The organism is Corynebacterium sp. HMSC074A09 (genome assembly GCF_001811545.1).
GTDB classification, from domain to species: domain Bacteria; phylum Actinomycetota; class Actinomycetes; order Mycobacteriales; family Mycobacteriaceae; genus Corynebacterium; species Corynebacterium hiratae.
This window is the reverse complement of sequence record NZ_KV805146.1, coordinates 82,620-95,153: the sequence shown is the minus strand read 5'-3', so window position 1 is coordinate 95,153 and position 12,534 is coordinate 82,620. Positions and strand designations below refer to the sequence as shown.

12 protein-coding genes are annotated in these 12,534 nt (G+C 66.0%); 5 read left to right on the top strand and 7 right to left on the bottom strand.

The window, feature by feature from the left end:
• Positions 1-150: 150 nt before the first annotated feature.
• Positions 151-1,365 carry an acyltransferase family protein gene (locus HMPREF2807_RS05220; RefSeq protein WP_070510952.1) on the bottom strand — a complete coding sequence of 405 codons (1,215 nt, stop codon included), beginning with the start codon at positions 1,363-1,365 and terminating at the stop codon, positions 151-153.
• A 53-nt stretch (positions 1,366-1,418) separates the two neighbouring features.
• Between HMPREF2807_RS05220 and HMPREF2807_RS05215 the strand changes: the two genes are divergently transcribed.
• On the top strand, positions 1,419-2,393 hold the full coding sequence (locus HMPREF2807_RS05215) for a PorA family protein (RefSeq protein ID WP_049156963.1): 975 nt from the start codon (positions 1,419-1,421) through the stop codon (positions 2,391-2,393).
• Between the two features lie 6 nt (positions 2,394-2,399).
• Positions 2,400-3,884, top strand: coding sequence for an MmpA family trehalose lipid delivery protein (locus tag HMPREF2807_RS05210; protein WP_070510950.1), 1,485 nt, complete (start codon positions 2,400-2,402; stop codon positions 3,882-3,884).
• On the opposite strand, the gene HMPREF2807_RS05205 is transcribed toward HMPREF2807_RS05210, so the two are convergent.
• Complete coding sequence (locus HMPREF2807_RS05205) at positions 3,808-4,899, bottom strand: glycosyltransferase family 4 protein (RefSeq protein ID WP_070510948.1); 1,092 nt, start codon at positions 4,897-4,899, stop codon at positions 3,808-3,810. The two genes, HMPREF2807_RS05210 and HMPREF2807_RS05205, sit on opposite strands and share 77 nt — an antisense overlap.
• Before the next feature lie 24 nt (positions 4,900-4,923).
• On the opposite strand from HMPREF2807_RS05205, the gene HMPREF2807_RS05200 reads away from it, so the two are divergent.
• Entirely contained in the window at positions 4,924-5,679 is a 756-nt protein-coding gene (locus HMPREF2807_RS05200) for a class I SAM-dependent methyltransferase (RefSeq protein WP_049156958.1), read from the top strand.
• Positions 5,680-5,693: 14 nt separating this feature from the next.
• On the opposite strand, the gene HMPREF2807_RS05195 is transcribed toward HMPREF2807_RS05200, so the two are convergent.
• The 5 genes from HMPREF2807_RS05195 to HMPREF2807_RS05175 all read right to left on the bottom strand — a co-directional run bounded on the left by HMPREF2807_RS05195 (position 5,694) and on the right by HMPREF2807_RS05175 (position 10,784).
• Positions 5,694-6,455, bottom strand: coding sequence for a hypothetical protein (locus HMPREF2807_RS05195; protein ID WP_049156979.1), 762 nt, complete (start codon positions 6,453-6,455; stop codon positions 5,694-5,696).
• The gene (locus HMPREF2807_RS05190) at positions 6,452-7,189 is read right to left on the bottom strand and encodes an ABC transporter ATP-binding protein (RefSeq protein ID WP_049156956.1); all 738 of its coding nucleotides are present in this window, start codon (positions 7,187-7,189) and stop codon (positions 6,452-6,454) included. Before HMPREF2807_RS05190 ends, HMPREF2807_RS05195 begins: the two co-directional genes overlap by 4 nt.
• Before the next feature lie 9 nt (positions 7,190-7,198).
• A complete protein-coding gene (locus tag HMPREF2807_RS05185) occupies positions 7,199-8,014 on the bottom strand; it encodes an MTB12 C-terminal domain-containing protein (RefSeq protein WP_053089094.1) in 816 nt (271 codons plus the stop codon).
• On the bottom strand, positions 8,011-8,823 hold the full coding sequence (locus HMPREF2807_RS05180) for a class I SAM-dependent methyltransferase (protein ID WP_049156954.1): 813 nt from the start codon (positions 8,821-8,823) through the stop codon (positions 8,011-8,013). The genes HMPREF2807_RS05185 and HMPREF2807_RS05180 overlap by 4 nt, the downstream gene beginning before the upstream one ends.
• Positions 8,824-8,963: 140 nt before the next feature.
• Complete coding sequence (locus HMPREF2807_RS05175; protein ID WP_049156952.1) at positions 8,964-10,784, bottom strand: phosphoenolpyruvate carboxykinase (GTP); 1,821 nt, start codon at positions 10,782-10,784, stop codon at positions 8,964-8,966.
• 358 nt (positions 10,785-11,142) lie between these two features.
• On the opposite strand from HMPREF2807_RS05175, the gene trmB reads away from it, so the two are divergent.
• Both trmB and HMPREF2807_RS05160 read left to right on the top strand, forming a co-directional pair.
• Positions 11,143-11,916 carry a tRNA (guanosine(46)-N7)-methyltransferase TrmB gene (trmB, locus tag HMPREF2807_RS05165; protein WP_049156950.1) on the top strand — a complete coding sequence of 258 codons (774 nt, stop codon included), beginning with the start codon at positions 11,143-11,145 and terminating at the stop codon, positions 11,914-11,916.
• Positions 11,916-12,527, top strand: a complete 612-nt coding sequence (locus HMPREF2807_RS05160; RefSeq protein WP_070510944.1) for an NYN domain-containing protein — start codon at positions 11,916-11,918, stop codon at positions 12,525-12,527. The genes trmB and HMPREF2807_RS05160 overlap by 1 nt, the downstream gene beginning before the upstream one ends.
• Positions 12,528-12,534: the final 7 nt, after the last annotated feature.

Here is a 12,534-nt window from a genome sequence, read left to right as displayed (position 1 = left end):
CCCGCCCCAGATGGTTCCCCTCAAAAGGCATTAGTCAGAAGGTGTCTTTGGGGTCAAGGAAACCATCTGCGGCGATGTAAAAGGTTTGTTTGGGGGCAAGGAAACCGTTTGACTAATGCCTTCTGGAAAATGCCATGTGTGAAGTGGCGTCTACGACCCCACCGAACCGGCGGAATCAGTCGAGCCAGCGGCGCTGGCGAGGGATCCGGAGCCCACGGTAGCGGAATGGGATCCGGAACTGGCAGAGCTCGCAGAAGCGGAGCCGGCAGGGCTATCTGCCTGGCGCGGTAACGAACGCGGGACGGCGATGCGGCCGCGAGTAAAGGCGAGAGAGCGGATGAGGTCGCGGCCGGGGACCTCCACAAGCACGTAGGTCGCAGCGGACAGCACACAGCTGACCACCACCGTAAAGACCAGTACCACCGCGAAATCCCAGGCAGCACCCGAGAAGGCAGACACGCCCAACAGCGGGAAAGCGATGGCCAGCACCGCCACATGCCACATGAAAACCCCATAAGACCAGCGGCCCAGCGCCCGCATCACAGCGGAGGAGAGCCAGCTTTCGCGCGGTGCCAGCGCTACCGGCACCACGATGCAAGCCCCGCACACCGCCCCCGCCGCAATGCGCCGCGCAAACTCACCCGGTTCTGGATGCACCAAGCCCTGCGGGCCGAACCACTCGCGGCTGGCCAGCCACACGCAGCCCGCGGCCACCACCCAACAAGCGAGCCGCACAATGCGCCCAGCGCGCAGGCGCACCCCAGCCGCCTCAGCCTCCGCGGCCAACATTCCCACCGCGAACCACGAAAAGTACGCCGGCGGCCAAATCTGCGTGTTGATATCGCCGGATTCATAACCGGCGACAAAGGGTAGGAAGCCCCACAACAGACTCAGCACGCTAGCAACCGCAATGAGCACAACCCGCCAACGCACAGAAAACCTATCCAATCCCCACGCCAACAGCGGCAACACCGCATAGAAGGCGAACTCCACGCACAGCGACCACAATTGCGTAAGCCCGGGAACCAGGCCATCGGCAATATAGAGCTGCGTACCAGTCAGGTTGGTGATGACTTGCGGGAGGGTTAAGGGGGAGGCGTCGGGAAGCAAGGCGAGTACCGCCACCACGCACACCACATACAGCGGTGCCAAGCGCGCCACGCGGGAAAGAAGATACTGCCCCGCCGTGTGCGCGTGCCGCCGGCGCCACAGCAAGAAACCACTGAGCACGAAGAAGACCGCCACCCCATAATCCAGCCTCTCAGCCCAGGCCCAGCCGGTTGCCGTCTGGAAAGACACGTGCGTGATCACGACCGCCAACGCTGCCAGCGCACGCACGCCTTCGAGCTCAGGGAGAAAGCGCATGGCCCACTACGATACTATTTCTGCAGTGAATCCCTCGACCGATCGGAGCTGACGTGTTCCTTCGCTCCCGCCTAGCGCAGGTGACGATTGCCGCCGCGGTGTTCCTCATACTCGGGTCCATCCTTCCGCCGCTGTATAACAACCAGGCCCGCCCGCTGCCCAGGGACCTCGACATCACGGTCCGCGCGGAACAGGACGGGGTCGAGTTCACCCGCCACACCACGACTGCCTCTGCGGAGAAGGATTCCGTGGCCCGCGCACAATCCACCACCACGCTCACCTTGGACAGCGACACCGTCGTGCACATCACCGAGGAATCCCTGCTCAACCGCGAGTCCACCTACCCGGTGGCGGGCCCGAACACGACGCAGAATATCGAGCTTCCCGCCCTTGACCTGCAGGTGGAAGACCAGGTCGAGCGCGACGGCATCAGCTACTTCTTCCCCGCCGGGGCGGAACAGCGCTCCTACCCTTTCTTCGACCCACTCACCCAGGACGCGGAGCCCATCGACTTTCTGCGCGACGAGAAGCTCGACGGCATCCCCACCTACGTCTTCCGCCAGGATGTCGCGCCGGTTTCGCTCGCGGAGGTCTTCGACCTCGATGCTCGTCGCTCCGGCCCGGCGGGTGATTTCTACTCGCCCGAATCCCTGGAACGCTACAACCTCAAGCCGAAATCGCACGTCATCCTCGAGCCCTTCTACGCGGTGAGCCGCACCGTGTGGGTCGAACCCACGACCGGCACCATCGTCAACGAGGAGGAACACCCGCGCATCTTCTGGGCCACGGATGCGAGCCAGGCCCAGGCCATGGTCGACGCCGATGACACACAAGAACGCGCGCTTCTCGACGTCCCCCTCTCCTGGTCCGATTCCACCCGCACCGAACGCCTCGACTCGGTTCGCAGGGTCATCGATACGGTCAAGGTCTTGAGCCTCGTCGGCTGGCTGGGCAAGGCCATCGGCGTGGCATTGTTGGCGGTGGCGGCCGCGATGTTCATGCGCCGTCATGCCGCCCAGAGCGCGTAGGCGCCCGTGACTACCTCCCTTGCGACGCGCGCCGCCCTCGGCGCGTGGGGCGTGGTGCTCGTGCTCGCGGTGTGCTGGCCTTTTGTGCTGCCCGGCGAGTTCCTGTGGCGCGACATGGTGCTGATTGATAACCCAGCTCTGAGCGCCTCTGCCTTCGGCGCCGGCGACCTGCCCGCACGCAATGCTCCGCAAGACGGGGTGCTGGCCCTGTTCGGCGGGGCGTGGCTGGCCCGGGTTTTTATCCTTGCTGCTGCGAGTGCCTCGGCGTGGGTGGCGGGCCGGTGGGCGCGCGAGTCCAGCCCGTGGGCAGCAGCCGCGGCGATGGCGTGCGCGGTGGCCAATCCTTTCGTCATCGAGCGCCTCCTGCAGGGCCAGTGGTCGCTGGCGGTCGCGGCCTGGTTGGCGCCCGTGATCGCGTGGGGTTGCCTCAACGCGCGCCCGCGCGTGGCGTGGCTAGCGCTGTGGGCCGCGTCCTTGACGCCCACCGGCGGGCTCTTCGGGGGCCTCATCGCGGTTGCCTGTGAGCGCGAGGGGCGAAGAAGGTGGCTCTTCGCGGGCGGCTCAGTCTTGTTGTGGTTGCCGTGGCTGGTTCCAAGCCTCGTGGGCGGTGTTCTCACCGCCCCTGCCGCTCCCGGCGACCCCGCCGCCCAGGCCGCGGCCTTCGCCCCGCGCGCGGAGGCCTACGTGGGTGCGGTCGGCTCGCTGCTCGGCTTCGGCGGCATCTGGAATGCCGCGGCGGTGCCGGCCTCCCGCGAGCAGGGGTTCGCCCTGGCAGGCTTGGCCGTCGCCGCCCTCGCCATTCTTGGCGCCACCCGCCTGCCCCGGCGCGAGCTGCGCCCGCTCGCGGCCCTGGCGATAATCGGGATGGGGCTGGCCATCTTCGGTGCACTGGCGCCCGGGCTTACCGCCTTCGCCATCGAGCACATCCCCGGCGCGGGCCTGCTGCGCGATTCCTCCAAGCTCACCTTGCTCGCCCTACCCCTTGCCATCGCGGGCATCGGGGCCCTGCGCCAGCTTCCGGCCGCGCTCGCCCTGTGCGCCTGCTTGCTCCAAGCCCCCGATGCCCCGCGGGAGCTCGCCGTGTTGAAACCACGCGAAACGGGCATCGATCGCCAGCTCATCGAAGACCTCGACGGCCGCCTCACCTTCTTCGCCGACCGCCCCGCCATGATTACGCTCGACGGCGGCATCGCCCTCGACCCCTACTCCAAAGCCGCCAACAAACTCGACTCCGGCGAGCTCACCGTCGACGGTGTGACAGTGGATGAGCCATCGCCGCGTTACCTCGCAGCCGCCGAGGCCTGGACCAACCGCGACCTCGACCGGCTGGAAGAGCTCGGTGTGGGCGCGGTCGTCGAGGACGGCCGCATCGCCGCCACCACTAACGCGCAACCGGCATCCGCCCCGTGGGGGCTTAGCGCCGCTTGGTGCGCACTTCCGCTTCTAGTAATTCTTCGAAGCGCGCGCCGGTCTTCTCCCACGAAAAAGTAGCCGCCAATTCGCGGGCAGCCTGGCCGAGGCGGGTGCGGAGGAGGGGGTCGTCGACAAGCATGCGCACCGCCGGAGCGAACTCGGACTCGTGGTGGACCAGCACGCCCGTCTTGCCGTCGATGACGCTGTCTTGCAGGCCAAATGCATAACCCACCGTGGGAACCCCATGTTGGGCCGCCTCCATGACTGCCAAACCCCAGCCTTCTTTGCGGGAGGGCATAAGGTGCACGTCGGCGCGCGCGAGGAGCGCATGTTTATAGTCCTCAGTGACCTGACCGCGGAAGCGCACGCGGTCTTCCACCCCGTGGGCCCGGGCGTACTCGCGCAGCTGGGATTCCCACCAGCCGGAACCGATGACGTCGAGAAGCGCGCCCGGAATCCGCGCCACGGTGTCCATGGCGTGCTCAATCTGCTTGTGCGGAACTAGGCGCGACAAGGTCACCAGGTGGATATCGGCCTCACGCTCCAAGGTGGGCACGTGCTGCGGCAGGGGATCAAGGCCGTTCTCAATGATGCGCGCACCGTGAATCCCCAGCTTCTCTAGGTCACGCTTCGAAGCCTCCGAGACCGTCACCCACGTGTTCTCGCGATACAGCGCGGGGACCACGCGAGATTCCAGGAACCAGCCCAGCCGCGCCAGGACGGGCCCGGCCACCGGCCACTGCTCGCGGTGGCAGTGGTGCGTCAGGATCACCACGGGCGCCCGGGTGGCCAGGCGCGCGAAAAAGGGAATGCCGTTGTGGGTATCCACCACAACGTCAGCGCCGCGCAAAGCGCGGCGCCCCAATAAAATCGACAACAGCGCACGCGGGTAGACGCTGAACTTGGCCCCGGCGCGCGAATAGAGCACGCCGTTGCGGCGCTCGCGCTTGGCGGCGTTCATGTGGCGCGCGGTGCGGAAGACCACCTCGTGGCCTTGGGCAGCGAGGTACTCGCCGACGCGCTCAAGGTAGCGCTCGGAACCGCCACCCTGCGGGTGGGTGGAATCGCGCCAACATAAAAGAAGGATTTTCATGACGATGCTTTAGCCTAGTGGGTTATGAAACGCACCCGCGCCTTGGCCACCCTGCGCCGCTCCTGGCGGCTGCTGCGCTCCTTCCGCTTCGAGCAGACAGCACCCGCGATCTTTTATGGCGGTCTGGCTGAGGACACCGCCGCGCTTGTCGACGCCCTCTCCCGCGATCATTCTTTGTCCCTCACCGGCGCGCGCGTGCTCGACGTCGGGGGCGGGCCCGGCTATTTCGCGTCCGCCTTTGCTCAGCGCGGTGCCAGTTATGTGGGGCTGGAGCCGGACGTGGGTGAAATGGCCGCCGCCGGCATCTCAGTGGCCCAGGCCGTGCGCGGCGACGGCACGTGCTTGCCCTTCGCGGATGACACCTTCGACATCACGTATTCCTCCAACGTGGCCGAGCACATCCCCAACCCGTGGGACATGGGCCAGGAAATGCTGCGCGTGACCAAGCCCGGCGGGCTGGTGGTCTTGAGCTACACGGTGTGGCTGGGACCTTTCGGCGGGCACGAGACCGGCCTGTGGGAGCACTACGTGGGCGGCGAGTTCGCCCGGGACCGCTATACCCGCCGCCATGGGCACCCACCGAAGAACGTCTTTGGCTCCTCGCTCTTTGCGCTTTCCGCACGCGAAGGCCTGGACTGGGCGCGCGGCGTGACGTCGCAAGGCTCGCAGCTCCTCGCGGCCTTTCCTCGCTACCACCCTGCCTGGGCCTGGTGGGTGACCAAGGTGCCGGTGCTGCGGGAGCTTGTGACCTCCAACCTGGTCATCGTCCTGCGCGCCTGATGGCTGAGTCAGACTTAGTCGAGGCGCCTGCGCAGAGAAGCCAGCCAGAGCGCCACGCCCACGGCCGCGAAGTACACCAGCGCCCCGTCACGGCCCCAAGGCGGGAATAGCGCCACGTCCTGGCCGGTAGCGAAGACGCCGTTGAGGAAGGGCAGCCAGCCGGTGAGGCGCGCGCCGCCGGGGATGAGCCACAGCGCGTTTTCTACCAAGAGCGCCCAGACCGTCAGCGCCGCGATGCTCAACGCCGGGGAGCGCAGCAGCCGGCCCAGCGCCACACCGTAGCCCACCGCCAACCACGCGTACACCGGGCCGAGAGCCACCATGCGCAGGCCCGCGAAGAAGTTCACCTGCCCATAGAGCACCGGGAAGAACGTGGGCAGGAGCAGCAGGCACAGGCTGACGCTGAGCAGTGTCGCGGCCGCCGCGAGCGCGCCCAGGAAGCACCAGCGGGCCAGCTGATCCAGCCCTGACCACGGCGCCGCCGCACGCAAGGCCCGCGATCCGGCGGTGGCCTGCGCCCACGCCCCCAATGCCGCAAACACGATGCTGCCCAGGTAGATGGGCCAATACGCCGCATTAGTAGTGTCCACGGACTGCGCCTGAAGGATGCCTCCCGCGGACTGGACGTGCTCCGCCACCGCTGCCACCCCGAAGGTCACCGCCAGCGGCAGCGCAAACCCCAGCGGCACGGCGACCCGCACCAGCGGGCCGCGCGCCCCGCCCAGGCGCACAGACTCGGCGCGCAGGCTTATCCGCCAGCGTTGCCACGCCTTCATGCCCGTGCCCCTAGCTCCGGGATCAGCGCCGCCACGGCGGATTCGAGGTCGGGGGCGCCGGTGGAGGCGATGACGTCCTCAAGGGAGCCGTGGGCAAGAGCCGTGCCCTGGCTGAGGATGGTTACCGAGGCGTCGGCAACCTCGGTCGTGGCCTCCACCTCGCGCAGATGATGCGAGGCCACGATCACGCAGCGACCCTCCTCCGCCCACGCGGCAAGCAACTCACGCAGCCACCACACGCCCTGGATATCTAGGCCGTTGAGCGGCTCATCCAGCACAATGTTGCGCGGGTTTCCCGCCAAGACGCTGGCGATCCCCAGGCGCTGGCGCATGCCCAACGAGTAACCTCCGATGGGGCGCCGCGAGGCCTCCTCGAGCCCGACGGCCCGCACCAGCGCCTCCGCCTTTTCCACCGGCGCGCCTGCGAGGGCGCACATCCACTGCAGGTGGCGCAGGCCGGTGTGCTGCGGTGAGAAATCTTCTGCGCTCAAGTAGCTGCCCACGTGGCGCAACGGATAGTCGGTACCGCGCAGCTCCCGCCCGTCCACCAGGACCCTGCCGCCGCGCGGGCGCAAGCTTCCGGAAAGGCAGCCGAGGAGCGTCGACTTTCCGGTGCCGTTAAGCCCCACGACGTAATTGATGCGGCCATCAGCGAAGGTGCAAGAAAGGTCGCGCACAGGCGCGGCTGTGCGGCGCGAGCCATACCAGTGGCTCAGGTTGTCAACGTCAATCACGCCGCCGCCTTAAAACGCGCCCGCGATGGGCAGGCCCACCGCATCGATGCCGTTGCGCAGCGAGTTCGTGGCCAGCTTCCAGCGCCCGTCGAGGTAGCGGAACTCCACCCGCAACGAGAGCGTGGGACGCCCGGCCGAGCTCGCGTTGAGCGTGGCACTCGCGGTGTTCCCCTCCACCGTCAGTGGCCCGCTAATCCGCTTCCAGCCCAGCGGCGGACGGAATATCCCCAGGTTGTAAATGGTTCTCGGCACCACCGTCCCCGGCAGACCAGCCTCGAGGTTGTGTGCCTTGTCCGCATCGGATCCCGGCGTGGCCACGAGCGCGTGCAGGACGCCGTTAAGGTCATCGAGCGTCGGCTCCGGGTTAGTAGCCGCAAAGCTCGCGCTGAAATCCCCACTGGGGTACCAGCCGGTGTTGGGGTCCTCCACCGTCTCATCCACCGCCTGCTCTGGCGCTGGGTCTGCCGCTTGATTCTCCTGCGGTGCCGGTTCCAACGCCACAGCGGGGGCGTCCTGCGCAACGCTTGGCGACGCCGCGGACGCCGCCGTTGTTGGTGCCGTTGTTGCCGCAGCCGCCGGCGCTGCGGAGTCGCTGCTCACGGGCACGCTCGGTTCGGCTGGCTGCGTCATCGCGGCACCCTGGGCTGCCGCCTGTTCCCACTTGCCTTGGCTGAGCTGCACGCCGAAACCCAAGACCAGCGCAGCGGCGACGCAACTGCTCACCACAGATACGCCAACCGTGGGCCAGCTGATCCCACGTGGGCGGGCCTCCATCACGCCGTCCGGCACGCCGCCGGCAACGTCACCGCTCTCACCGAAACTCATTGAGCAGCCGCGGCCGGCTTGGTCAGCACCACGCCGATGGCCTGCAGGTTGTCGCTGTATTTGTTGAACACCGAACGCATCGCGAAAACGCGGCGGCGGGCGTCGGGCATGCGCAAGACGTTAAAGGCGATACGCGCCACGCCCAGCACACCCTCGTCCTGCAAGTTGCGCTTGGCGCGCAGCAGCGCCATATCTGCATAGTGGCGCTCAGTCACCTCGAAGCCAGCCTCCCGTGCCACGCCGTCCCATTCCTTTGTGGTCAGCGGGCGGGCGTTGACGCGGATGGACGTGGCCAGCGCGCGGCGGATCTCGAGCTTCTGGGCGTCGTCAAGCGTGTCCGGCTCCAGGCACAGCTCATGGATGACATACCTGCCGCCCGGGCGCAGGATACGGAACGCCTCCGCCATGATCGCGGCCTTCCCCTTCTCGCCGTGCATGGTGAGCATGGCTTCGCCAAAGACGACATCCGTGCTGTTATCCGGCAAACCCGTGGCCTTGGCGTCATTGACCACCACGGTAGCCGAGGAAGCGCCGGCGAGGCTGGCCTTCGTGCGCGCCACGGCATCAGGATCCTCGTCCACACCGGTGTAGCTGCGCGGGCCTTCCGCCACGATCTGGCGGGCAGTGAGCCCGAGTCCAGGGGCCAGCTCCACCACGTCCTTGTTTTTCAGCTCGGCGGCGTCGATTAGCGTGGTGGTCATCTCCAGCCCGCCGGGGCGCAACACCTTCTTTCCCAGGCGGGCGAGGAGCCAGTGTCCACCAACCTCGGAGTCGGGACGATCGTGCATGGGCAAAGAAGAAGTTGTCATACAGCCAGAATATGCGAGACTTTCTCCATTTAAAAGGTTACCCTAACCTTATTGTGGCCAACCTAACATGCCAGAACGCGGCGACGCCCCGCCACCGCTGGGTGGAGGGGCGTCGGAAAGCAGCGGCGCGGAAAGCGGCGTTAGGAGGCAGCCTCAACGCGCTCCTTGAGGGCCTTGAACTGGTCCCACACCTCAGACGGCACGCGGGAGCCCAGGAAGGTCAGGTACTCCTTGTTGTCTTCCATGTCGCCAGCCCAATCGGCCGGGTTCACGGCAAGTGCCTCGCGGACGTCTTCAATGTCGAAGTCCAGGCCGGTGAGGTCGATATCCTCCGGGCGGGCGGTGTGGCCCACGACAGTCTCGACGGCGTCGACGTTGCCTTCGATGCGGTCCACAATCCACTTGAGAACGCGGGAGTTCTCGCCGAAGCCCGGCCACAGGAAGCGGCGGTCCTCACCGCGGCGGAACCAGTTCACCAGGAAGATAGCCGGCATACGGTCGCCGCCCTTTTCGCCCATATCTACCCAGTGCTGCAGGTAGTCACCGGCGTTGTAGCCCATGAACGGCAGCATGGCCATCGGGTCATGGCGCAGGGCGCCGACCTTGCCCTCAGCGGCAGCGGTCTGGCCAGAGGAGAGCAGGGCGCCGATCATGGTGCCGTGGTTCCAGTCGAAGGCCTGGGTCACCAGCGGGACGGTATCCGCGCGGCGGCCACCGAAGAGGATGGCGTCAATCTTGACGCCCTTCCAGTCATCAAACTCCGGAGCAGCAGACGGGCACTGCGTAATCGGCACGCAGTAGCGGGAGTTCGGGTGCGCCGCCTTGGTGGTGGAAGCCGGGGTCCAATCGTTGCCGCGCCAATCGATGAGGTGCTCCGGGGCCTCGCCCATTTCCTCCCACCAGACATCGCCGTCGTCGGTCAGCGCGACGTTGGTGAACAGGGTGTTGCCCGGCTCCATCGTCTTCATGGCAATCGGGTTGGAGTCGTAGTTGGTGCCCGGCGCCACACCGAAGAAGCCGTTCTCCGGGTTGACTGCGTACAGGCCGTCCTCGCGCAGCTTCATCCAGGCGATGTCATCGCCCACAACCTCAGCCTTCCAGCCCGGGATGGTCGGGGCGATCATGGCCAGGTTGGTCTTACCGCAGGCAGACGGGAAGGCGGCCGCGATGTGGTACTTCTTACCCTCCGGGTTGGTGAGCTTGAGGATGAGCATGTGCTCTGCCATCCAGCCCTCTTCCTTCGCCATGACGGAAGCGATACGCAGCGCGTAGCACTTCTTGGCCAGGATGGCATTGCCGCCGTAGCCGGAGCCGTAGGACCAAATCTCCTTGGTCGCCGGGAACTGCGTGATGTACTTCTTCTCGTTGCACGGCCACGCGACATCCTCCTGGCCCGGCTCCAGCGGAGCACCAACGGAGTGCAGGGCGTGGACAAAATCGCCGTTCTCACCAATCTTGTCCAGAGCCTGCTGACCCATGCGGGTCATGATGCGCATGGAGAGCACGACATAAGCGGAATCAGTAAGCTGCACGCCGAGCTTCGGGTCCGGGTCGCTGATGGGGCCCATGCAGAAAGGCACCACATACATGGTGCGGCCCTTCATGGAGCCACGGAAGGCCTCGGTCATCTCTTCCTTCATGGCTGCCGGCGGGGCCCAGTTATTGGTCGGGCCGGCGTCCTCGGCGGTCTCGGTGCAGATGAAGGTGCGGGACTCCACGCGCGCGACATCCGACGGGTTCGAGCGCGCCAGGTAGGAGTTCGGGCGCTTCTCCTCGTTGAGCTTAATCAGGGTGCCCTTCTCCACGAGCTCAGCGGCGAGACGGTCAGCCTCCTCCTGGGAGCCATCTACGAAGACGACCTCTTCCGGCTGGAAGAGCTCGACGCTCTCACTGATCCACGAAATAAGCTTCTCGTTCTTCGTGGGCAGTTCACCTACAAGGCCCTTAATGGTTGCGGTCATCTCACATTCTCCTGTGGTCGGTGTGGCCAGGGTGCTTTATATCGCCGAAGGTTTCCCCTATCGACGTTTCACCAACCAGAGTACGGATACTGGCGATAACAGAATGTGTAATACAGCCCACCCCGGTTATATCCACCCTGGTTAACCCGACTAACCCAAGGACAACGAAGTGTGAAATAGGGCACGCAACCACCAAAGATACCCCCGCACAGGGGTGGATTTTCTTTGGGTTGTCCATCCCGTACGCCCGTCCCGCTACCCCCACGGCGTCCTGTGTGGCCTCCACCTGGACGCCCCTCCGCCCTCCACGGCGCGGCACGTTGCCCCTCACCCCTGCTTAAGGGAACAATGTCAACTGATGAATAGTGCAGACTCCTCCCAGAATCCCGCCGCGCAGATGCCTCATGGCCGCGGCCTCCAGACGGATTTCAACGCCGAGTTCAACAATGATTTGGACTACCCACGCCTCGGCAACGTGACCTTCCGTCGCGGCACCCTCACCGACAACCAGAACGCCCTCTTCGAGGAGCACTGGCCTCAGTTGGGACGCCTGCTTGCCGACGAACCCCTCGACATCCCCGCCTGGTTCGGACGCGAGGGCGCCAAGACCATCGTGGAGATCGGCTCCGGCACCGGTACCTCCACTGCTGCGATGGCCCCGTTGGAAACGGACACCAACATTGTTGCCGTCGAGCTCTACAAGCCGGGCCTAGCCAAGCTGCTGGGCTCCATCGTCCGCAACGATATTGAGAACATCCGCATGGTCCGCGGCGATGGCATCGAAGTTCTCATGCGTATGTTCGCGCCCGAGTCCCTCGACGGCATCCGCATCTTCTTCCCGGATCCGTGGCCCAAGGCCCGCCACCACAAGCGGCGCATCATCCAATCCGGCACGCTCAACCTCTTTGCCTCCCGCCTAAAACCCGGCGGTGTGCTCCACGTGGCCACCGACCACGCCGGCTACGCCGAGTGGATTAACGAGCTCGTCGAGGTCGAGCCCTCCCTCGACTACAAGGGCTGGCCCTGGCCGGAGTGCCCCATTCTCACCGACCGCCAGGTCATCACCAAGTTTGAGGGCAAAGGCCTGGATAAGGAACACGTCATCACCGAGTACCTCTGGGAGAAGAAGTAATGGCCGGCACCTACCTATTGGTGTGGGATGCGCCCAACATGGACATGGGGCTTGGCGCCATCCTCGGCGGGCGCCCCACTGCCGCCTACCGCCCTCGCTTTGACGCCATCGGCCGCTGGCTGGTGGAGCTGGCCTTTGACAACGACGCCACCCCCGAAGCCGCCGTCTTCACCAACGTCACGCCCGGCGGCGCCGACGTCATCCGCCCGTGGGTCGAGGCCATCCGCAACGTCGGCTTCGCCGTCTTTGCCAAGCCGAAGCTGCACGAGGACGATGACGTCGACCCCGACATGGTCGAATACATCAAAGCCAACCGCGAGGATCTCTCCGGTGTCATCGTGGCTTCGGCTGATGGCCAGAACTTCCAGCACCTGCTGGAACAGCTCACGGCTTCCGGTCTACCCACCTGCGTGCTCGGTTTCCACGAGCACGCGTCGTGGGCGCTGACTCACCCCGACATCGAATTCGTCGACCTCGAAGACATCGAGGGCGTCTTCCGCGAACCGCTGCCGCGCGTTAACCTGGATAATCTGCCTCCAGGCGGCGCCTGGCTGCAGCCTTTCCGCCCGCTGTCCGCGCTGCTGCCGGACCGCGCGCCCGAGCACAATTAGGAGCCGC